Source organism: Arthrobacter sp. Soil764 (genome assembly GCF_001428075.1).
Classification (GTDB): Bacteria; Actinomycetota; Actinomycetes; order Actinomycetales; family Micrococcaceae; genus Arthrobacter.
In genome coordinates this window covers 1-21,925 of sequence record NZ_LMSI01000012.1, presented here as the reverse complement: position 1 = coordinate 21,925, position 21,925 = coordinate 1, and the positions used below count along the sequence as shown (strand labels likewise).

The 21,925-nt window shown below is 66.5% G+C and carries 14 protein-coding genes and 2 pseudogenes; 8 read left to right on the top strand and 8 right to left on the bottom strand.

The window, feature by feature from the left end; genetic code table 11:
- Positions 1-129: 129 nt before the first annotated feature.
- The 3 genes from ASG86_RS07715 to ASG86_RS07705 are packed head-to-tail and all read right to left on the bottom strand — an operon-like array spanning position 130 to position 4,002.
- Positions 130-774: a Maf family protein gene (locus ASG86_RS07715; RefSeq protein WP_056332218.1), complete on the bottom strand. Its 645-nt coding sequence runs from the start codon at positions 772-774 to the stop codon at positions 130-132.
- A gap of 9 nt (positions 775-783) precedes the next feature.
- The gene (locus ASG86_RS07710) at positions 784-3,306 is read right to left on the bottom strand and encodes an MMPL family transporter (protein WP_056332216.1); all 2,523 of its coding nucleotides are present in this window, start codon (positions 3,304-3,306) and stop codon (positions 784-786) included.
- Between the two features lie 18 nt (positions 3,307-3,324).
- The gene (locus tag ASG86_RS07705) at positions 3,325-4,002 is read right to left on the bottom strand and encodes a TetR/AcrR family transcriptional regulator (protein WP_056332214.1); all 678 of its coding nucleotides are present in this window, start codon (positions 4,000-4,002) and stop codon (positions 3,325-3,327) included.
- Positions 4,003-4,167: 165 nt separating this feature from the next.
- On the opposite strand from ASG86_RS07705, the gene ASG86_RS07700 reads away from it, so the two are divergent.
- A complete protein-coding gene (locus ASG86_RS07700; RefSeq protein ID WP_056332212.1) occupies positions 4,168-4,731 on the top strand; it encodes a hypothetical protein in 564 nt (187 codons plus the stop codon).
- Positions 4,732-4,823: 92 nt separating this feature from the next.
- Here the strand turns inward: ASG86_RS07700 and ASG86_RS07695 are convergent, their stop codons facing one another.
- From ASG86_RS07695 to ASG86_RS07675, 5 genes are all read right to left on the bottom strand, one after another.
- Positions 4,824-6,275, bottom strand: a complete 1,452-nt coding sequence (locus ASG86_RS07695) for a dicarboxylate/amino acid:cation symporter (protein WP_056332209.1) — start codon at positions 6,273-6,275, stop codon at positions 4,824-4,826.
- A gap of 119 nt (positions 6,276-6,394) precedes the next feature.
- On the bottom strand, positions 6,395-7,264 hold the full coding sequence (locus ASG86_RS07690) for a phosphatase PAP2 family protein (protein WP_056332207.1): 870 nt from the start codon (positions 7,262-7,264) through the stop codon (positions 6,395-6,397).
- A gap of 104 nt (positions 7,265-7,368) precedes the next feature.
- A complete protein-coding gene (locus tag ASG86_RS07685) occupies positions 7,369-9,054 on the bottom strand; it encodes a DUF885 domain-containing protein (RefSeq protein WP_056332205.1) in 1,686 nt (561 codons plus the stop codon).
- 95 nt (positions 9,055-9,149) lie between these two features.
- Positions 9,150-9,401, bottom strand: a complete 252-nt coding sequence (locus ASG86_RS07680) for an acyl-CoA carboxylase subunit epsilon (protein ID WP_056332203.1) — start codon at positions 9,399-9,401, stop codon at positions 9,150-9,152.
- Entirely contained in the window at positions 9,398-10,981 is a 1,584-nt protein-coding gene (locus tag ASG86_RS07675) for an acyl-CoA carboxylase subunit beta (RefSeq protein ID WP_056332201.1), read from the bottom strand. The genes ASG86_RS07680 and ASG86_RS07675 overlap by 4 nt, the downstream gene beginning before the upstream one ends.
- Positions 10,982-11,196: 215 nt before the next feature.
- Here ASG86_RS07675 and ASG86_RS07670 point away from each other — a divergent pair, with 215 nt between their 5' ends.
- The 7 genes and pseudogenes from ASG86_RS07670 (at position 11,197) to ASG86_RS07650 (ending at position 21,621) form a co-directional block, all read left to right on the top strand.
- Positions 11,197-12,084, top strand: a complete 888-nt coding sequence (locus ASG86_RS07670; RefSeq protein WP_056332199.1) for an SDR family oxidoreductase — start codon at positions 11,197-11,199, stop codon at positions 12,082-12,084.
- Between the two features lie 98 nt (positions 12,085-12,182).
- The gene (locus tag ASG86_RS07665) at positions 12,183-13,091 is read left to right on the top strand and encodes a biotin--[acetyl-CoA-carboxylase] ligase (RefSeq protein WP_056332196.1); all 909 of its coding nucleotides are present in this window, start codon (positions 12,183-12,185) and stop codon (positions 13,089-13,091) included.
- Positions 13,084-13,698, top strand: a complete 615-nt coding sequence (locus ASG86_RS07660) for a PH domain-containing protein (RefSeq protein ID WP_056332194.1) — start codon at positions 13,084-13,086, stop codon at positions 13,696-13,698. The genes ASG86_RS07665 and ASG86_RS07660 overlap by 8 nt, the downstream gene beginning before the upstream one ends.
- Complete coding sequence (locus ASG86_RS07655; protein WP_156386145.1) at positions 13,688-14,899, top strand: adenylate/guanylate cyclase domain-containing protein; 1,212 nt, start codon at positions 13,688-13,690, stop codon at positions 14,897-14,899. Before ASG86_RS07660 ends, ASG86_RS07655 begins: the two co-directional genes overlap by 11 nt.
- A 381-nt stretch (positions 14,900-15,280) precedes the next feature.
- Positions 15,281-16,023: pseudogene (locus tag ASG86_RS20975) on the top strand (Ig-like domain-containing protein); the annotation flags it as partial.
- Position 16,024: 1 nt separating this feature from the next.
- Positions 16,025-16,427: pseudogene (locus ASG86_RS21190) on the top strand (hypothetical protein); the annotation flags it as partial.
- A gap of 25 nt (positions 16,428-16,452) precedes the next feature.
- A complete protein-coding gene (locus tag ASG86_RS07650; protein ID WP_442854292.1) occupies positions 16,453-21,621 on the top strand; it encodes an Ig-like domain-containing protein in 5,169 nt (1,722 codons plus the stop codon).
- Positions 21,622-21,925: the final 304 nt, after the last annotated feature.

Genomic DNA, 21,925 nt, shown 5'->3' with positions numbered 1-21,925 from the left:
GGCGTCTCCTTCTTTCCTTCAGGGAGCCTAGCGCGGTTTTGAGGGTTCCGCCGATATTACTTGCGGAATCCGCGTGTAAAGCGGCCTTCCTTTGTAGGGAAGCTACAAGCTGTGCGGAAAGGGAGCGTTTTACCGCGGCGGCCAGAGGTCCGTGATGCGCACGTTGGCGGACGCGAGCAGGCCGCGCAGGGTGGAGACCGAAAGGCCGACGACGGCGTGGGGGTCGCCGTCGACCTTTCGGATGAAGGCCCCGCCCAGGCCGTCGATGGTGAAAGAGCCTGCACAGTGGAGTGGTTCACCGGTGGCGATGTAGGCGTCGATCTCTGCCGGGTCCATTTCCAGGAAGGAAACCTCGGCTGAGGCGACCGCCCCCACCGTGGCGCCCGAGCCGCGGCCGCCGCTGCCGGCGTCGTCCGTGTCCCTGCAGTCCACCAGCCAGTGCCCCGTGTGCAGCACCCCGGCGCTGCCGCTCATCCGGAGCATCCGCTCGCGGGCGACGTCGGCGGTGTAGGGCTTGCCGTGCGCCTCGCCGTCGAACTCGAAGACGGAGTCGCAGCCCAGCACCAGGGCACCGTCCGCTTCCGGCAGGGCCGCCACGGCCTCGGCCTTGGCGCGGGCCAGCAGCAGAGCGGTGTCGTGCGGGTCCGTGACGCCATAGTGCGCCTGCACGGCTGCTTCGTCGACGTCGGACACCAGCACGGTGTGCCGGATGCCGGCTTCGGCCAGGAGCTTGGTGCGGGCGGGGGACTGGGAGGCGAGGATCAGATGGAGCACCGCTTCAGCCTAGTGGACCAGCTCGCCGGAGACCGGTGCCGCCTTGCCGCGGTTGAGCTTGGCGCCCTCCACGTCCACGTCCGGCAGGATCCGGTCCAGCCACCGCGGCAGCCACCAGGACCTGGCGCCGAGCAGGTACATCACGGCCGGGACGATGGTCATGCGGACCACGAAGGCGTCGAACAGGACGCCGAACGCCATGGCAAAGCCCAGCGGCCGGACCATGGTGAGGTGGCTGAAGATGAAGCCGGAGAAGACGCTGACCATGATGATCGCGGCGGCGGTGACCACGGCGGCCGCGTGCCGGAAGCCAACCCGCACCGCTTCCTTGGCGGACGATCCGTGCATGTACGCCTCGCGCATGCCGGAGGCGATGAACACCTGGTAGTCCATGGCCAGGCCGAACAGCACACCGATCAGGATGATGGGCAGGAAGCTGAGCACCGCGCCGGGGTTGGCCACGTCGAACACGTTCCCCAGCCAGCCCCACTGGTACACGGCAACCACGGCACCGAAGGCCGCGGACAGGGACAGCAGGAAACCGCCCGTGGCCAGCAGCGGGACCACGATGGAACGGAACACCAGGAGCAGGAGGACCAGGGAGAGTCCGACGACGATCGCCAGGTAGGGCGGCAGGGCGTCGCCGAGCTTGGTGGAGACGTCCACGTTGCCGGCGGTCTGCCCCGTCAGGCCCATGGTGACGTCGTAGTCCGCCTTGATCTCACCGTTCAGCCCGCGCAGTTCGGACACCACCTTGACGGTGCTGGCGCTGGCCGGGCCTTCCTTGGGGATGACCTGGAACACGGCGGTGCGTCGGTCCTCGCTGAGCGCCACCGGCACGGCGGCCACCACGTTGTCCACGGCGCGAAGCTTGTCGGCGATGTCGTACTGCAGCGTCTGCGCCTGCGCTTCGTCCAGGTTGGCGGGGAACTCACCGACGGCCACGATGGGTCCCGTGACGCCTTCGCCGAAGCTGCGGGCGGTCAGGTCGTAGGCCTGGTAGGCCTCGGATTCCACGGGCTCGGAGCCGCCGTCCGGCAGGGCCAGCTGCAGCTGGGCGGCAGGAAGGGCCAGCGTGCCGAGCAGGAGGACACCGGCGACCAGGGCAACCCACGGGTGCCGGGTGACCAGGCCGCCCCAGCCGCGGGTGCTGCGTTCGCGGTCGGTGGCAAGGTCTGCCGCTTCATGGTCCGGTTCGGCGTTGTGGGCTTCCGCTTTGGCCCAGGCCCTCTTGGAGATGATGCGCGGGCCAATCAGGGAGAGCATGGCCGGCGTCAGGGTGATGGCCACGAGGACTGCCACTGCCACGGTTCCCGCTGCCGCGAGGCCCATGACGGTGAGGAACGGCAGACCGGGGACCACCAGGGCGGCAAGGGCGATGATGACGGTGAGGCCGGCGAATACGACGGCGTTGCCGGACGTGCCGTTGGCCCGGGCCACGGACTCCTGGGGGTCCATCCCGGCCAGCAGCTGGGTCCGGTGCCGGTTGACGATGAACAGGGAGTAGTCGATGCCCACAGCGAGGCCAAGCATGAGGGCCAGCATGGGGGAGATGGAGCTCATGTCGAACAAGCCGGAGAGCGCGAAGGTGATGCCGACACCCACGCCGACGCCGATGATGGCCATCAGCAGCGGCAGCCCTGCGGCGATCAGCGTGCCCAGCATGAGGATGAGGACCAGCGCTGCCACGGCAATGCCCACGATTTCAGCGGTGCCGAACAGGGCTGAGATGTCCTCGGTGATTTCCTTGCTGGCCAGCGCGGTGACGCCGGCGGCGGAGGTTTCGTGGGCGATCGCCTGCACCTGCTTACGCACGGCCGGGGCGAGTCCGTTGATGGAGGTCTTGAACTGCACCTGTGCCACCGCGGCCTTGTTGTCCTCTGATACGAAGCGGATGGCCGATGCTGCCTGGGCCTGACGTTTGCCCTGTTCCAGCTTGGCCTTGTTGGCCGCCAGTTCCTGGGTGCCGGCGTCGAGCTTCGCTTGGCCCTGCGCCAAAGCTGCTTTTTGCTGGCCCAGCTGGGCTTCAATCAGTGCTGCCGGTGCCCCGGCGGCGGCGAGCTGCTGCTCGGCCGCGGCCAGCTGCGCCTTGCCGGCCTCCAGCTGGGTCCGGGATGCCTCGAGCTGTGCCTGTCCGGCCGCCAACTGCTGCTCGCCGTCGGTGATGGCCTTGCCGGCCTGGTCCACCTGCGCCTGGGTGGCGAAAGGATCAACCGTGCCGCGGACGTCGGGAAGGGTCTGGAGTTTCTTCAGGGCATCGGTCACGGCCGCCCGGCTTTCGGCCGTGAAGCCGCCGTCCGGGGCTTCGAAAACGATCGTGGCGCTGCCGCCGGAGGCCGAGGGCAGTTCCTGCTTGAGCTTGTCCGCGATCCGCTGGGTTTCCGTTCCGGGGATCTGGAAGTTGTTGGACAGGGTGCCGTGGAATGCCGCGGCCGAGCCGCCCACGGCCACCAGCACGGCAAGCCACAGGGAGATGACCAGCCAGCGCCGGCGGTAGGAGAACGTGCCGAGGCGGTAGAGGAGGAGTGCCATGCGGGTGAACCGATCTGATCAGGAGGAACGGGTGGCGGATGGTGGAGCGGGGGTGTTGAAGCCGGTGGCCAGCAGGGCCATGGCATCGATGAGCAGTTGGCGGAGCTCTGCCAGGGATGCGGGTGTCAGGTCCGGGCCGCGCCGGCTGAACCAGACCTCCATGGCGGCTTTTCCGCAGGAGATGATGGAGCCGGCCAGGGCGTGGATGTACAACTCGTCCTGCGCTCCGGGGGTTCCGGCGAGGCGCTCGCGGGCCACGGTGAAGACCTGCGCCCGGCAGTGGTCCCATGCCTCGAGTTCGGTGTGCGACATCAGCGGGCTCTGCTGGGTCAGCGTGAACAGTTCTGCCAGCGGGGCCACGGCCCTGGGGTCGGCAAGCGCCATCAACGCGGCCTGGGCCGATTCCAGCATGGGCTCGTCCACCGGACGCAGGCGCAGTTGCTTGATCGCGTTGTCCAGGAAGCCGTGGACGATGGACGCCAGGGCGGCGTCGGTGCTGCTGAAGTAGTTGAAGAAGGTGCGGCGGGAGATCCCCGCGGTGTCGGCGATGTCCTCGACAGTGAAGTTTCCCGGCCCTTTGGACCGCAGGAGTCCCAGCGCGGCGTCGGTGATTGCCTGGCGGGTGGCGGCCTTGTTCAGTTCGCGCCGGGTAGGGGCTGCAGGCCCGGCGTCGGTATGTGCGATCGGATCGGTCACACTCTTACACTATGTGCAAGTTTGCACTCCATGCAACTTACATTCACAGGAGAACGAAAGGTTCCCGACAGCCTCTCCTGAAGTGGCCTGGCGATGCTTGGTATGTCTCGCCACGAGGCACATCACCAGTAGCCGTCAGGCGGCGGCTCGATCAGGAGACACGATATGAACCCCACGAAGAAGATGACCCTGGGCATGTCGGGGGCAGCGCTGGCGCTTGCTGCCGGCATCGGTTTCGCCGGCATGGCCTCAGCGACCACCACCACACCCAGCCCCTCACCGAGCGCAAGCTCCAGCGCCTCGGCCGATGGAAGCACCGGCACGGCCCCTGACGGCATGGGACGCCACGGCGGCCGGGGCGGCCACGGCATGGTGCAGGCTTCCGCCCTCGCTGCCAAGCTTGGCGTGGACGAAGCCAAAGTGAGCGACGCGCTGAAGGCCTTCCGTGACGCCAACAAGCCCACCACACCGCCCGCTGAAGGCCAGAAGCCTGATCCGGCCACCCGCGAGGCGGCCCTGGCCAAGTCGCTGGCTGAATCGCTGGGTATCGACGAGGCAAAGGTGACCCAGGCCCTGGAGGAGCTTCGCACCGAGGCCCAGGCTGAACGCGCCGCCGGGCTCAAGACCCGCCTGGACCAGGCCGTCACCGACGGCAAGCTGACCCAGGCTGAGGCCGACGCCGTCACCAAAGCGGTCCAGAACGGGATCATCGGAGGTGGCGGCCGCTGACCTGAGCTGGCGGGTGACGGGTATTTGATCCCTTAAAGCAAGGAACGTCCCCGGGAGAATCTCCCGGGGACGTTCCTTATGGCGGCGTTTGGTTACGCCTTGGCATCCTGCAGTTCGCGGGGTGCGGTGTCTGCGGTGGTGCCGTCGGTGGCGGATTCGCCGTTGTCGGCGACGCTGCCTGATTCTTCCTCAACAAAGGGCGTGCCGTTGCGGGGCGCGTTGTACAGCGACTCATCCAGGATGCCCTGGCGCTTTGCCACGATGGTGGGGACCAGGGCCTGGCCGGCCACGTTCACGGCAGTGCGGCCCATGTCCAGGATGGGGTCGATGGCCAGCAGGAGTCCGACGCCGGCCAGCGGCAGTCCCAGCGTGGAGAGCGTCAGGGTGAGCATCACCACGGCGCCGGTGGTGCCGGCGGTTGCGGCGGAGCCGAGCACGGAGACAAGGGCGATCAGCAGGTACTGGCTGAAGTCCAGGTGGATGCCGAAGAACTGGGCCACGAAGATCGCCGAGATTGCCGGGTAGATCGCGGCGCAGCCGTCCATCTTGGTGGTGGCGCCCAGCGGCACGGCGAAGGAGGCGTAGGCGCGGGGGACGCCCAGGCTGCGTTCGGTCACGCGCTGGGTCAGCGGCAGAGTTCCCACGGAGGAGCGGGACACGAAGGCCAGCTGGACGGCAGGCCATACACCGGAGAAGTACTGCTTGATGGACAGGCCGTGGCTGCGGACCAGGATGGGGTAGACCACGAACAGCACCAGGACCAGGCCGGCGTAGATGGCCACCGTGAACTTGCCCAACGAGCCGATGGTGTCCCAGCCATAGACGGCTACGGCGTTGCCGATGAGGCCAACGGTGCCCAGCGGTGCGATGCGGATGATCCACCAGAGGACCTTCTGGATCACGGCAAGGGCCGAGGCGTTGAGGTTCAGGAACGGCTCCGCGGCCTTGCCCACCTTGAGTGCGGCGACACCCACGGCGATGGCGATCACGAGGATCTGCAGGACGTTGAAGCTGATGGAGGTGGTGACGGCGCCGGACTCGGCGACGGTGGAGCTGGCACCCAGGCCCAGGAAGTTCTTGGGGAAGAGGCCCACGAGGAAAGCCCACCAGTCACCGGATTTGCCGGTGTACTTGGCGTCCCCGCTGATGCCGGTGTTGGCGCCGGGCTGCAGCAGCACGCCCAGGCCAATGCCGATCAGCACGGCGATCAGTGACGTGATGGCGAACCAGAGCAGCGTGTTCCAGGCCAGCCGCGCGGCGTTGGACACCTGGCGCAGATTGGAGATGGAGCTGACGACGGCGGTGAAGATCAGCGGGACCACAGCGGTCTGCAGCAGCGACACATAGCTTGAGCCGATGGTCTGCAGGGTGGCGCCGAGGGCGTTGGGGTTGGCCTTGGTGCTGCCGGTGTACTTTGCCAGCAGGCCGAGGCCCAGGCCCACGATGAGGGCGGCGATGATCTGGAAGCCGAACGAGCCCGCCCACTTGGGCAGCTGGAATCCGGTCTTCCCTGCGGGGGAGGGGGTGCTTGTCTGAGTGCTCACCAGAACAAGCTAGACCCCCAGCAAATACCACGTCGAAAGAATATTGAGAAATATTACGCACCTATATTTGCGCCCGGAGCCCTAAAGCCCCGGGAAATCAAGTCCGATGCAGGGGTTTGTTACTTATTCCCAGGCGTCGTGTGCTTAATATCTCGCGAGGCGTGGTGTTTCCGCACCGTCAGATACAGGCGGTGGGCAGTAATCACGACCGCCAGCCAGGCGGCACCCAGGGCCCAGGCGGCCAGGACGTCCGTGAGCCAATGGTGGCCCAGGAAGACTCTGCTCAGGCCAATCGCCACGGCGAAAAGGGCTGCTGCTGCCCCTGTGAGGATGCGGGCCCGCTTCGAATGAAGCCGCAGGATGACGAGGTAGGCCACGATGCCTGCAATCACTACCGCGTTCAGCGAATGTCCACTGGGGAAAGAGGCAGAGTGTTCGTAGGGCGGCACGGCGTCGCTCAGGTCCGGACGGGTGCGTCCCACCAGGCGCTTGCCGGCAATGGTCATCAGCAGCGATCCCAGGCCTGCCGTGATGATCAGGATGACCGGAGTCCAGGAGCGGCGGCGGAAGGCGAGAACCGCCATGATGATGATGGCCAGGACCGGCATGCCGATAGTCCCGCCCACATCCGTGAAGGCGGTGACAACCAGATCCAGCGCGGGGGTGCGGAGGTCCTTGCTGGCCGCCAAAACCGGATGGTCCAGTCCCGCCACCCCGTCGGCCGCCACCACTGCCTCATAGACCTCACTGAAGGCGGCGGTCAGGGCAGCGGAAATGACTGCACCCACCAGCAGGGTCAGGATCAGTGCGCCGTGCGGGCCCAGCACCTGGCTGATGCGGTGGACCGCTCCTACCAGGCCCCGGCCCGTTCGGCTGTCCCATCGGGTAAGGTCCTTGCCTCCTACGGACGTGTCCTGGCGCAGTTCACCCCGGACTCCCGTCCCGGCCGGTGTCCCTTGGAAGTCAGACAATGCGGTCTCCCTGTTCATTTGGCAATTCGCAGCACAGCGCAATTTAGTAAGCAAGCTTATTGATTACACTGCCCGACGTCCACCACGTGATGGGGGAGGACCCCGGCCGGGAAGTGGGCGGGCTACGTGAGCAGCGCCCGGCGGAGGGTATCCAGTCCCACGGAACCGATGTTGAGGGCCTTGGTGTGGAACTCCTTGAGGTCGAACCCGGGCCGGGCTTCGAGTTCGGCGCGGATCTGTTCCCAGAGGCGCTGGCCCACTTTGTAGGAGGGTGCCTGGCCGGGCCAGCCGAGGTAACGGGTGAACTCGAAGTTGAGCTGGCCTTCGCTGATGGGGAGGTTTTCCTTGAGGAAGGCGTAGCCCTTGTCGGCGGTCCAGGTGCCGGTTCCCCAGCGCGGGGGCATCTCGAGTTCGAGGTGCACGCCGATGTCGAAGACCACGCGGGCGGCACGCATGCGCTGCATGTCCAGCATGCCCATGTGGTCGCCGGGATCGTTGAGGTAGCCCAGTTCCTGCATGAGCTTCTCCGCGTAGAGTGCCCAGCCTTCGCCGTGGCCGGAGGTCCAGCAGACGTTCCGGCGCCATTTATTCAGCAGTTCCCGGCGGTAGGTAGCGGTGGCCACCTGGAGGTGGTGGCCGGGAACGCCCTCGTGGTAGACGGTGGTGGTTTCGGCCCAGGTGGTGAAGGTGTCCTCGCCGGCGGGCACGGACCACCACATCCGGCCGGGGCGGCTGAAGTCGTCGGACGGGCCGGTGTAGTAGATGCCGCCCTCGTCGGTGGGGGCGATCCGGCATTCGAGTTTCTTCATGATGTCGGGGATGTCGAAGTGCACCCCGGCGAGTTCGGCAACGGCTTTGTCGGAAAGGTCCTGCATCCATGCGCGGAGCGCCTCGGTGCCTTTGAGTTGGCGTGCCGGATCGATGTTGAGGATCTCCTTGGCCTCGGCGATCGTGGCGCCTGCCTTGATGCTGCCGGCAACGCGTTCCTGTTCGGCGATGAGCCGGTCCAGTTCTTCGACACCCCACGCGTACGTTTCTTCCAGGTCCACTTCCGCACCCAGGAAGGACCGGGAAGCCAGCGCGTAGCGGGCCCTGCCCACGGCGTCCTTCTCGGGCGCGGCGGGGAGCAGTTCGGTGCGCAGGAATTCCGCCAGCCGCGTGTAGGCACCCCGGGCGGCGTCAGCGCCGGCGTCGAGCCTGTCCTGCAGGGCAGTGGGAAGCGGCCCGCCGGCGGTGGCGGCCTCCGCGGCGAGCTTGGCGAAGAAGCCGTCCGGAGCGGCGTACCTGGCCACCTGCTCGATGACGATCCGCACCTGGCGGGCGGCGGCCACCCTGCCGGAGTCCCTGGCCATGCGGAGGGACTCGATGTAGCCGCTGATGGCAGCGGGCACGTTGTGGGCGCGCCCGGCGATGTGCTCCCAGTCCTGTTCGGTATCCGTGGGCATGAGGTCGAAGATGGCCCTGATGTCCTGGGCTGGGGAGGCGATGTTGTTCAGGTCCGCGTATTCCCAGCCGGAGGCATGGATCAGCAGCTGGAGGCCCAGCCGTTCCCGCATGGCGTCCAGGGTGACGGTGTCCACGTCGTCTTCCGGTTCCAGGCCCTCCAGGGCAGCCAGGGCTTCCCGTGCCGCCTCTGCGAATCCGGCGATGCCGGCAGGGGAGAAGTCCTGGTACTCCGTCTCATGTCCGGGCAGGCCGAGGGTGGTGGCGAACGTCGGATTGAGCCTGATCAGGGTGTCCGTGTAGTTGTCCGCGACGGCGTCGATCCGGGTATGTGGGCGCGCGGCGGGTGCAGTGTCTGTAGTCACATCACGAGACTAATCGCCCGGACCGTGTGAAAGCTTGGGCCCACGCCGCCGAGGGACCCAAGTCGAGCGAAGCGAGATTTGGGAGGCGGTGGGGATCAGCCGCGGCTTCGTTTCCAGGCGCCGGGACCGGGCGTGGGGTCCAGCTTGAGCTGCTGCCGGCGCACCCAGTGCCGCACCGACGGTTTGTTCGCGCGCGCCGGTTCCGCGCCGCCGAGGGAAAGGACGACGGCGGTCAGCGCGGCGAGTTCCTCGGCGTTCGGCTGTCCCTTGACAACAGAGAGCAGGGGAGCGGCCTGGGCTTCGGAAGTTTCAACTCCCCCCGCCTCGGGATCGTGTGCGGCGGTCACAGCGGGATGTTTCCATGCTTCTTGGCGGGGAGGCTGGCGCGCTTGTCGCGGAGGGCCCGCAGTCCCTTGATGATCTGGATGCGCGTGTCGGAGGGGGCGATGACAGCGTCCACGTAACCCAGCTCAGCTGCCTGGTAGGGGTTGAGGAGTTCTTCCTCGTACTGGCGGATTACTTCGGCGCGGCGCGCCTCAACGTCCCCGCCGTCCTGCGCGACGGCGGCGAGGTCGCGCCGGTAGAGGATGTTCACCGCGCCCTGCGCGCCCATGACGCCGATCTGGGCGGTGGGCCATGCGAGGTTCAGGTCGGCGCCGAGCTTCTTGGAGCCCATCACGATGTAAGCGCCGCCGTAGGCCTTGCGGGTGATGACGGTGAGCTTGGGGACGGTGGCCTCGGCGTATGCGTAGAGGAGCTTGGCGCCGCGGCGGATGATGCCCTGGAACTCCTGGTCCTTCCCGGGGAGGAACCCTGGCACGTCCACCAGCGTAATGATGGGAATGTTGAAGGCGTCGCAGTGCCGCACGAACCGGGCTGCCTTCTCCGACGCGGCGATGTCCAGGGTGCCGGCGAACTGCAGCGGCTGGTTGGCCACGATGCCCACGGTGTGGCCCTCCACCCGGCCGTAGCCGATCATTACGTTGGGGGCGTAGAGGGCCTGCATCTCCAGGAAGTGCCCGTCGTCCACGATCTGTTCGACGACGGCGCGCATGTCGTAGGGCTGGTTGGCCGAATCCGGGACCAGCGTGTCCAGGGCGAGGTCGTCGTCGTCGACCTCCAACTCCTGCTGGTGCCCCAGCACCGGTGCTTCGGAAAGGTTGTTGGAGGGCAGGAAGTCCAGCAGTTCGCGCACGAACTCGATGGCATCGGTTTCATCCGAGGCCAGGTAGGCGGAGGTTCCGGTGTTGGCGTTGTGCTGCCGGGCACCGCCCAGGGTCTCCATGTCCACGTCCTCGCCGGTAACCGTCTTGATGACGTCGGGGCCGGTGATGAACATGTGCGAGGTCTTGTCCACCATCACCACGTAGTCGGTAAGGGCGGGGGAGTAGGCGGCGCCGCCGGCGGACGGGCCCATGATCAGGGAGATCTGCGGCACCACGCCGCTGGCGTGGACGTTGTTGCGGAAGATGTCCGCGAACATGGCCAGGGAGGCCACGCCTTCCTGGATGCGGGCGCCGCCGCCGTCCAAAATTCCGACCACGGGGCAGCCGTTGCGGAGGGCGAACTCCTGGACCTTGACGATTTTTTCGCCGTTGACCTGGCTCAGCGAGCCGCCGTAGACGGTGAAGTCCTGGCTGTAGACCGCCACCAGGCGGCCGTCGACGGTGCCGTAGCCGGACACCAGGCCGTCACCCAGGGGCTTCTTCTTCTCCATGCCGAAGGCGGTGGAGCGGTGCACGGCGAGGGCGTCGAATTCAACAAATGAGTCTTCGTCCAGCAGCAGGGCAATGCGTTCACGGGCCGTGTTCTTACCGCGTGCGTGCTGCTTTTCGATGGCTTCAAGGCCGGAGGGCTGTTCGGCGCGCGCCTGGCGGTCGCGGAAATCGGCAATCTTTCCCGCAGTCGTTGTCAGATCGTGGCTCATCAAGTGTCTCCGGCTCTGTAGCAGGTCAGTTCTGTTGGCTGGCGGCCTGTGTTGTCCGGAGCATTAAGTAGCATCCACACAAAAGACCAACCCTGCTGGCAAGTCTAGTGACGCTTTAGGCCCCCACAGCTGTAGGGAACCTACAATTTTCTAAGTTTCCACCAGCACCACTCCAATGTTACTCACCGGTAACTTAGTTGGGTTACAGTGTTCCCATGACTTCTAGCGATGATGCTGTGCATGCCCCTGAAAGCCCCTACCGGGCAGCAGGTTCCCTGGCGGGCAGGACCATCCTGATCTCCGGCGGCAGCCGCGGGATCGGGCTGGCCATAGCCACAAGGGCGGCCCGGGACGGCGCCAATATCGTGCTCCTGGCCAAGACAGGCGAGCCACACCCCAAACTCGCCGGCACCGTGTTTACGGCGGCCGAGGAACTGGTGCAGGCGGGCGGCCAGGCGCTGCCGCTGGTGGGCGATGTGCGCCGGGATGAAGACGTGGCGGGCGCCGTGGCCGCAGCTGTTGAACGGTTCGGCGGCATCGACGTCGTCATTAACAATGCCTCCGCCATCGACCTCTCCACCACGGACGCCGTGGACATGAAGAAGTACGACCTGATGCAGGACATCAACGTCCGCGGCTCCTTCCTGTTGTCCAAACTGGCGCTCCCGGCACTGCGGAAATCGGAACAGGGGCACATCCTTACGCTGTCACCGCCGCTGAACCTCCACCCCTCCTGGGCGGGAAAGCACCTTGCCTACACCATGGCCAAATACGGGATGAGCCTGACCACCTTGGGGCTTGCGGAGGAACTGAAGGCTGACGGCATCAGGGTCAACTCCCTGTGGCCATGCACCCTCATCGACACCGCCGCCATCCGCAACATGCCGCACGGCGAAACTATGGTGCTGGCCGCCCGCGGCCCGCAGATCATGGCGGACGCAGCGCACGCCATCCTCACCGGCGGCAACCTGTCCACCGGGAACCCGGCGTCGGGCAATTTCTACACCGACGAGCAGGTGCTGGCGGCAGCGGGAGTCAACGATTTCCGCCCCTACAGCCTGGGAGCACCCGAAGACCAGCTGGTTCCCGACATCTTCCTTTAGCCGCATCTCCTGCCGTGACCGGACTGTCCAGTTCGTGCAGTGACGGGCTGGGCAGTGACCGGCTCGGTGGGACTGGCCGGGCTCGGTAGGATTTGGATATGGACGACGCACACGCACCGGGCACCCCCCTGAACCGAGGCGACCTGGCCGACCAGCGTTTCCTCGCTGCCACCGGAATACCGCGGATCGATGTCGTGGACTCCACCGGCTCCACCAATGCGGACCTCCTGCGCGGTGTCACCGTGGAACCGTCGGCATGGCCGGACCTCTCCGTTCTCACTGCCGAGTACCAGACCGCAGCCAGGGGACGGCTGGACCGGCGGTGGGAAGCTCCGCCGCTGAGCTCGGTGTCAGTATCCGTGGTGCTGCGTCCAGTCAACGCCGAGGGGCGGCCCCTGCCCACGCAGAGCTACTCCTGGTTGTCCCTGATCGCAGCCCTGGCGCTGCGTGAAACCCTCCTGGAGACTGCCGGCATCCCGGCCGAACTCAAGTGGCCCAACGACGTCCTGGTCCGCGGCAGGAAAATCGCCGGCATCCTGGCCCAGCTGGGCCCCATGGTCGACGGCAATGTGCCCCCGGTCATCCTGGGGACCGGCCTGAACGTCACCCTGCGCGAAAGCGAACTTCCGGTTCCCACCGCCACCTCCGTGGCCCTGGAAGGTGCCCGTACCACCGACCGCACGGCGCTGCTCAAGAGCTACCTGACCAACTTTGCTGTCCTGTACCGCAGTTTCTGCAACGCCGACGGCGACCCCGCGGCAGGAATGGCGGGTGGTCCGTCCCTGCACAAGAGGGTGGAAGCCGTGATGGTCACCTTGGGCAAGCAGGTGCGCGCGCAGCTGCCCGGCGACCACGAAATCATCGGACACGCGTCCCGCCTGGATGACTACGGCTCCCTGCTGGTGGTGGACCGTGACGCGCGGGAGCACGTGGTGACCGCCGGAGACGTGGTTCACCTGCGGCCCTGGACGGCACCGGACGCGCCCAACCAAGGCGGTTATGCGTAGAACCCTCCTTCCCGGGGAGCAGGTCATCGTCACGACCCGCCCCCAGCCCAGCAGGAAACTGGCCGGGGCAGCGGTGGCCTTCGTGCTGGCGCCGGCATTGGCGGCCTACGCAAGTGCCTGGATCATCCGCGGCGGGGCAACCCGTTTGGCGCCTGCCCTTGGCCGCCAGTGGACGCCGTGGCTTGTCACCGCATGTGTGGCCGCCGCCGCGGCCGTATGGCTGGCCTATTGCCTGCCCCGTCTCCTCCGCTGGCAGGGAACCCGATACACACTGACCAGCCAGCGCATCGTGGCCCGTTACGGACTCCTCAACAGGCGGGACCAGCAGGTGAACCTGGCATCGGTGCGTAACCTGACAGTCCATGAATCCCTGCCGCAGCGATTGGTGCGCTCGGGGAATATATCCTTGGAAGCCGGGCACCAGGGCGTGGTGATCTTTCGCGACGTGCCTGAGGTTGCCAGGTTCCGCGACTTTATCCTCGACGCCATCGGGGAACTGCCGGATGACAGCCCGGATTTCAGCGGGCCACAGCCGGGTGGCGCGACGCATTACCCCGCCGGTGCTTTTCCGGAGGACATGAGAGAAGGTGGACGGGATGACCGATGAGGCCCAGCAGGAACGCGTTGACAGCATCGCCCCTGCCACTGCCGCCTTTGAACCAGCCGATGCATCCGCCAGGTTGAACCCTGCCGGCGGCGCGGCGCCCACACCGGACGCGGCCCCGGCCACGCCGGCTGTGGATCGGCACCCGCCCACCGGGGCCATGTCCGCCGAGCGGCTGGCCATGAAGGCCCTCGAAGCCCGCCTCCTGGGCGGGGAACGCAAGCTCCGCCGTCGTGAAGTTGCTGCCGGCGCGGGACTGTCCCTCCTCTCTGCCCGCAAACTCTGGCGTGCCCTTGGATTCCCGAATTTCGGCGACGAGGACGTCGCCTTCACCGAACGCGACCAGGCCGCCCTGTCCACTGTGGTGGATCTGGTCCGGGCCGGAAAGCTGACGGAAGAAGCTGCCATTTCGGTGACCCGCTCCATCGGGCAAATGACGGACCGCATGGTGGTCTGGCAGATCGAAGCACTGGTGGAGGACATGGTCCACGAGCAGGGCGTCACCGATGCCGTGGCCCGCAAACGCCTGGTCAACGAACTTCCCGCGCTGGTGGATGCCCTTGAAGAGGTCCTGGTGTACTCCTGGCGGCGCCAGCTCAACGCCGGGGTTCAGCGGCTGGCGGTGCGCGCCGAAGCAGGGCTGCAGGCCAGCGAGGAAGGCCGGGAGGGCGATGAGGACGACGCTCCGCTGCCCCTGGCCCGTGCGGTGGGTTTCGCGGACCTGGTCTCCTACACCAGCCTGTCCCGCCGGATGAACGAAAAGACCCTGGCCCGGCTGGTCCAGCGATTTGAAAACAAGTGCGCCGAAATCATCTCTGTGGGCGGCGGCCGGCTGGTCAAGACCGTGGGCGACGAAGTCCTCTACATCGCCGAAACTCCGGCGGCCGGTGCCGAGATTTCCCTGGCGCTGGCCGAGGCCTTCACCGAGGACGAGATCCTTCCCGAAGCCCGGGTGGCCATGGTATGGGGCAGGATCCTCTCCCGGCTTGGCGACATTTACGGCCCCACGGTCAACCTGGCGGCCCGCCTGACCACCCTTGCCGACCCCGGCACTGTGTTGGTGGACTCGATGACTGCCTCCGCCCTGGAGCACGACGACCGGTTCGTCATGATTCCCCAGGCCCCGGAAAACGTCCGCGGCTTCGGCGAAATCAACCCCGTCCGCCTCACCCGCGGCCGCGGCAAGGGCCTGGTCCTGGACTAGCAGGCAGCCCACGCCTGGGCTGCCGCAGCCGGTCCGAACGAATTTGTCCACTTGTTGGTGTATAGCGGTATGGTTGTGGTGCCCGGGGTCCTGTGACCCCGGCTGCCGGCAAAGCGCCGAGATTATTTGGGGGATTTCCAGCCATGAACCGTCGCGGACAAGCGCGCCCTAAAAGTCCTGCTGCAGGCACGTCACAAGCCAGCGGATTTCTGCGCTCCCGCCGGCTCGCCGGTACTGCGTTTGGTGCTGTGGTGGCGGTGGTGGTGACGGGTGCTGTGTTGTATCCGGGGTTTAAGACCACTGAGGTGGAGTTGAATGACGGTGGCGTGTGGGTGCTGCTGCGCCTGATCTGCTGCAGGCACGTCACAAGCCAGCGGATTTCTGCGCTCCCGCCGGCTCGCCGGTACTGCGTTTGGTGCTGTGGTGGCGGTGGTGGTGACGGGTGCTGTGTTGTATCCGGGGTTTAAGACCACTGAGGTGGAGTTGAATGACGGTGGCGTGTGGGTGGTGTCGAAGTCGARGAATGCTGTGGGGCGGTTGAATTATCCTTCCCGGGTGCTTGATGGTGCGGTGACGCCGGCGTCGACGACGTTTGATGTCCTGCAGCATGCGGGCGAGGTGTTTGTTGATGATGAGACGGGTTCGACGTTGAACCAGGTKTCGCCGGCGAATATGCGTCTGGGTGGGGATAAGCAGTTGCCGGGGGCTGCTGATGTGAGTTTTGGGGCGCGGACGATTTCGGTGACKGATGCTGCGTCGGGGAAGGTGTGGGCGGTGTCGCCGTCCACGGTGAATGGTTTTGATAAGGARTCGTCGGAGCCGGTGTTGGTGGGTTCTGCGGGTCTTGTGTCTGCGGTGGGGGCTGATGACCGGATYTATTCGGCGGATCCGAAGACCGGTGTKGTGTCGGTGACGGGGGTTGAYGCGAACGGGGCGGTGGTGTCGTCGGAGTCGGAGACCTGGGATGGGTTGAAGGGTGCCGGGGATCTGCAGCTCACGGTGGTGGGGGATAAGCCGGTGGTGTTGGATGCTGCGGCGGGGAACCTGTTTTTGCCCGGTGGTAAGCGGTTGGCGTTGGAGGGGGCGCGGGATGCGAAGTTGCAGCAGGCGGGCCCGGGCAGTGANCAGGAGACAGGCTGCATGCCCAGGGACGCCAGGATGCTGCGGCGGGGAACCTGTTTTTGCCCGGTGGTAAGCGGTTGGCGTTGGAGGGGGCGCGGGATGCGAAGTTGCAGCAGGCGGGCCCGGGCAGTGAYGTTGTTGCGGTGGCGACGCGGAAGGCGTTGTTGAAGCAGCCCCTTGATGGTTCCACGGCGAAGACGGTGGGGTTCGACGGCGAGGGTGTTCCGGCTGCGCCGGTGCAGTTGGGCGGGTGTGTGCATGCGGCGTGGTCGGGGGCGAACAAGTACGTCCGGGATTGTGTCAATGATGGGGACGATAAGAAGGTGGACGTGCCCAAGGCGAGTGCGTCGCCGTCGTATGTTTTCCGGGTGAACCGGGACCTGGTGGTCCTGAATGATGTGAACTCNGATGGGGACGATAAGAAGGTGGACGTGCCCAAGGCGAGTGCGTCGCCGTCGTATGTTTTCCGGGTGAACCGGGACCTGGTGGTCCTGAATGATGTGAACTCGGGCAATGTGTGGTTGGTGAACCAGAACATGCAGCTGGTCAACAACTGGGACGACGTCATCCCGCCGCAGCTGACCTCGGACGACGCCGACAAGGACTCCGCCGACGAAGTGCAGCAGACCGTCCTGCCGGACCGCACCAAACCCAACAGCGCCCCGGTGGCCAAACCGGACACCTTCGGCGTGCGCGCCGGCAAGACCTCCATCCTCCCCATCCTGGACAACGACTCCGACCCCGACGGCGACGTCCTCACCGTGCGGGCGCCGGATCCGGTCCAGTCAGGCCTCATCGCACCCATCTACGGAGCCACGGGATTACAGGTCAGCGTTGGCGCCGACAAGAGCGGCGCGGAAACCTTCAAGTACACCGTCGACGACGGACGCGGCCTTTCGGCCACTGCCGACGTCACACTCAACGTGGTCCCGCCGGGGGAGAACTCCGCTCCGCGGCAGAAACCGAACCGCAACACCACCCTGGTGGTGCAGGCGGGCAAGGCGGTCAGCCAGAATATCCTTCCCGACTGGATCGATCCCGACGGCGATGACCTCTTCGTGGTGGGCGCCACCGGCAGCGACCCCCGCGACCAGGTTCGCATCCGCCCCGACGGCCTGCTCAGCTTCCAGGACTCCGGGGCGGACCCGGGGCGGAAGACCGTGACGGTCACCGTCTCCGATGGACGGTCAACGGCAGACGGCAAGGTCACCGTGGACGTGCGGGCGCCCGGAGCGCTGCCGCCGATCGCCAACGCGGACCACGTGGTTGCCGTCGCCGGGGTGGACACGGTGATCGCACCCCTGAAGAACGACTCGGACCCGCAGGGCGGCGCGCTGCGGCTTGCCCAGGTGACCCCGGACGGCAACTCAACCGCCACCATGGGCGCGGACCAGCAAACCTTCAGGTTCAATTCCACCGCCGTGGGCGCGCACTACGTCACCTACCTGGCCACCAACGGACCGGCCAGCGCACAGCAACTGGTGCGTGTCGACGTCGTGCCCGGTGGCGGCGACGGCGCTCCGGTGGCCGTCCGCGACACGGCGCTCCTGCCCAGTGGCGGCAGCGTACTGGTGGACGTCCTCGGCAACGACTCCGACCCCTCGGGCGGGGTGCTGGTGGTCCAGTCCGTGACCGCAGCGGACGGGCTGCCGCTGAGCGTCGCCGTGCTGGACCATTCCGTTGTCCGGATTACCGACGTCCGCGCCCAGGGCCAGCTGACGGTCAAATACACCATCTCCAACGGCAAGGCCTCGGCCACCGGCGAAATCGCCGTGCTGGTGGTCCCCGCGCCGGCGAAACTGCAGGCGCCCCAGGCCAAACCGGACGAGGCAACTGTCCGCGCCGGAGACGTGGTGACCATCCCGGTGCTGGCCAACGACACCGATCCGAACGGCGGCAAGCTCACCCTCGAACCGGAGCTGCCGCAGAAGCCGGACCCCGCCGACGGGCGCATCTTTACGTCAGGCGGCTCCATCCGGTTCATCGCAGGGGATGTGGCCAAGACGGTATACGCGATCTACAAGGTCACCAACGAATCCGGCCAATCCGATTCCCAGCAGGTGACCATCCGGATCCGCGCCCGCGATGACCAGCTCAACACCCGGCCAGAACCGAAGAACCTGACCGCCCGGGTGGTCGCAGGCATGACCGTGCGCATCCCCGTACCCCTGGATGGCATCGACACTGACGGTGACTCCGTCCAGCTGACAGGCGTGGACAAGGCTCCCGCCATGGGAACCGCTTTGCTCAGGGACGGCTACCTTGAGTTCACCGCCGCCGGCAACGCAGCTGGCACGGACACGTTCACCTACCGTGTCCGCGACCGCATCGGCGCTGAAAACACCGGCACCGTGATTGTCGGTATCGCCCCCGCGGAAGCCACCAACCAAAAGCCGATTGCCGTTGACGACGCCGTCGACGTCCGGCCCGGCCGGAAGATCGCCGTCGACGCGCTCACCAACGATTCCGACCCCGACGGCGATCCCATCACCTTGGTGTCGAACGGCTTCGAAGCGCGTCCCGACCTCGCCGTCGAGGCAGTTGAGGGCGGGAAGGTCCTGCTCACGGCACCGGCTGCGGCAGGGAACGAAAGCGTCAGCTACAAGATCCAGGATGACAAAAAGGCCCAGGCCGGCGCCGTGATCCGGGTGAAGATCAGCCCTGACGCCGCGCTGAAGATCCCGGTTGCCAAGGACGACGTGGTCAGCCAGGCGGAGACGCTGGGCAAGTCCGCCGTCGATGTCCCTGTTCTCAAGAATGACGCGGATCCCGACGGCGTGGCCTCCGAGCTGAAGATCAGCCTTCCCGACGGCAACCCCAACGCCCGCGCCACCGGCGATGGGACGGTCCGGGTCACGCTTGGGCCGGCGGACCAGCTGGTGCCGTACACCGTCACGGACGTTGACGGGCAAAGCGCGACGGCGGTCGTCTGGGTTCCCGGGCAGGGTGCACAGCACCCCACGCTCGCCAGGACCGACGTCGTCGAAGTCATGGCAGGCAAGGACATCAACCTGGACCTTGCCGAGTACGTCCGTGTCCGGGAGGGCCGCACACCGCGCATCACTCAGGTGGACAAGGTCCGCGTCTTGGGTGCGGAGCCGGATAACGTGGTGGCCGGAAACGGCGACGCCCTGCGCTACGCAGCCCTCAAGGACTATGTAGGTCCCGGCTCGGTCACCTTCGAGGTAACCGATGGCGCGGGACCGGACGATCCCGCCGGGCTCAAGTCCACGCTCAGCATCATCACCAAGGTCATCCCGGACCCGAACGCCAACCACCCGCCCACCTTCAGCGGTGCCACGCTTGATGTGCCCACCGGTGAATCCGCCAGCCTGGAGCTGGGAAACCTGGCCAAGGACGTGGATTCCGGCGACCAGGACAAGCTCAAGTTCGAACTCGATGGTGCTTTGCCGGACGGCTTCAAGGCCACTCTGGACAACGCCTCCTTGAAGGTGACCCCGGATTCCGCGAAGGCCGCGGGTTGGAAGGGCAGCATTCCGCTCAAGGTCACCGATGGCCGCTCCGAACCCGTCCGGGCCACCGTCACCGCAACAGTGGTCGCTTCCAACCGCCCGCTGCCCGCGGCCAGCGAAGACGTGGTGGACAAGGCCAACGCCGGCAAGACTGAAACCATCAACGTCCTGGCCAACGACTTCAACCCGTTCCCGGAGACCCCGCTGCGGATCACCTCCGCCATCGTGGAAACGGGCTCCGCCGCTGGGCAGCCTGCCGTCTCCGGCGACTCGATCACCATCACTCCCGCCAACGGATTCAAGGGCGTGATGGTGGTGCGGTACACCATCATGGACAAGACAGAAGACGTGTCCCGGCAGACGGACGGGCGGGTCCGGATCACTGTCCGGGACCGGCCCGACGCGCCCTCGGCGCCCACGGCCACGGATGTACGCAGCCGGACGGCGGTGCTTAAATGGGCGCCCCCGTCGGACAACGGCGCCCCCATCACCAAGTACACCGTCCGCTCAGCCAACGGGTTCAGCCAGGACTGCGCCACCACCACCTGCACGCTCACCGGCCTGACCAACGACGTCAAATACGTCTTCACCGTCACCGCCACCAACGAGGTCAACGAATCCGATTCTTCGCCCTCGTCCAACGAGATCCGGCCGGACGAGAAGCCCTCGCCGCCGGATGCCCCTGCCGTCAAGGCCGGGGACAAAACCATGGAGATCTCCTGGCCTGCTGCCAGGACAGAGGGCTCCCCGGTCAAGAACTACAACCTCGAGATCTCGCCGCCGCCCGCGAACGGGGCAGCGGTCAAGAACGGCGTGACGGGGCTGAGCTACACCTGGACCGGGCTGACCAACGGCGTCCGGTACAAGGTACGCGCCCAGGCCGTCAACGAACTCGGGCCCTCCGACTGGGGCCTCTACTCCGCCGAGGACAACCCTGCCGGCGTCCCCGCCGCTCCGGGAGCACCGACGTCGTCCGTGGCGTCCGCCGTAGGAACCACCAACCAGCTCAAGGTGGACTGGAACGAGCCGAACATCAACGGCGACGCCATCAGGAACTACTACGTGACCATGAGCGGCGGAGGCGGGGCGGACCAGACCCAGGTCGTGGCGGGAACCGTCCGGACCGCCAACTTCACCGCCAACAACTCCGAAGCCTCGTATACCTTCACGGTCCAGGCGGAGAACAAGGCCGGCAAGGGGGCGGTCAGTGCGCCTTCGGCTCCGCGCCGTGCCACGGGCAAGCTCGCCCAAGTCTCGGGCGTGAGTGCAACGGAAGCCAACACCGGGGGCGCCGGACGCTCCGTCACCATCAACTTCCGCGAGCTCAACGCCGCCGAACGCAACGGCTCAACATACGCTGAGGTCAGTTACACCTTCCGTGCCAGTACGGGTCAAACGGGTCCCATCAGGCCCGGGCAGACCGTGGGCGGCTTCACCAACGGCGACGCCACCGCCATCACCGTGATAGCGAACTCCGCCGTCGCACCCAGCTCGGACGCCAGCGCCGCGGCCACCGCCAACCCTTATGGTGCACCCGGAACGCCGTCCGCGTCCGGCACGGACGGGGCCGAAAACCAAAAGAACCTGACCCTGAACTGGGCGTCCCCGCCTGCCGGAAGCCATGACATCGCCTACACCCAGATCCGGATCGACGGCGGAGGCTGGGAACGGGTAGCAGCTTCCGGCAGCCGGACCATCAACACCGGCGGCTTCAGCGAGCGGCATTCCATCGACGTCCAGACCGTCAACTCGCGGGGGACCGGCGGCCCCATCGCCTCGGCATCCGCACAGTCGGGCGCGGCCAAGACCCGCTGGACTACCCGGCTTGGTTCCGGGATGGACCGCAGCTGCACCGACCTGCCGGGTGCCACGTCCTACGACCCGGCAAGAAATACCTGCGACGGCCAAGGCGGCTACGACCGGCCCTGGATGTCGCACCTGGACACCTTCGACGTCATGTGCTGGAAACCGCATGGCACCACGTACAGCGGGGACGGCCAGTGGTACTACATCATGCGCGGCTCGCCGAACGCCACGCGCTGGATCCAGTCGCTGCACACCTCCATCGGTTCGCCCGCCCAGAGCGGCGTGCCGCTGTGCACCTTCCCGGTTGGGGCAACGCCATGAGCGGCCCATGCCCGCACGTGGGGAGGGCTCCCCATCGCGGGGGTTGCGCCGGTTCGGTAGGCTTGCGCCGGGGAAAAGAGAGCCTTGTCCCGGTCTCTGACACGGCTGCCGTGCGGCCACACAATCTGAGGGAAAAGTAACGCTGTGACAACTCTGCTGGGGAAGCTTGGGCTGAAAAAGCGGCATAGGAAACTGGCCTCTGGTACTGCGTTTGGTGCTGTGGTGGCGGTGGTGGTGACGGGTGCTGTGTTGTATCCGGGGTTTAAGACCACTGAGGTGGAGTTGAATGACGGTGGCGTGTGGG

Excerpts from the sequence above, each read along its gene's own strand:
- ASG86_RS07710 (WP_056332216.1), bottom strand. The coding sequence starts at position 3,306 with ATGGCACTCCTCCTCTACCGCCTCGGCACGTTCTCCTACCGCCGGCGC.
- ASG86_RS07700 (WP_056332212.1), top strand. The coding sequence starts at position 4,168 with ATGAACCCCACGAAGAAGATGACCCTGGGCATGTCGGGGGCAGCGCTG.
- ASG86_RS07690 (WP_056332207.1), bottom strand. The coding sequence starts at position 7,264 with ATGAACAGGGAGACCGCATTGTCTGACTTCCAAGGGACACCGGCCGGG.
- ASG86_RS07675 (WP_056332201.1), bottom strand. The coding sequence starts at position 10,981 with ATGAGCCACGATCTGACAACGACTGCGGGAAAGATTGCCGATTTCCGC.
- ASG86_RS07670 (WP_056332199.1), top strand. The coding sequence starts at position 11,197 with ATGACTTCTAGCGATGATGCTGTGCATGCCCCTGAAAGCCCCTACCGG.
- ASG86_RS07665 (WP_056332196.1), top strand. The coding sequence starts at position 12,183 with ATGGACGACGCACACGCACCGGGCACCCCCCTGAACCGAGGCGACCTG.
- ASG86_RS07660 (WP_056332194.1), top strand. The coding sequence starts at position 13,084 with ATGCGTAGAACCCTCCTTCCCGGGGAGCAGGTCATCGTCACGACCCGC.
- ASG86_RS07655 (WP_156386145.1), top strand. The coding sequence starts at position 13,688 with ATGACCGATGAGGCCCAGCAGGAACGCGTTGACAGCATCGCCCCTGCC.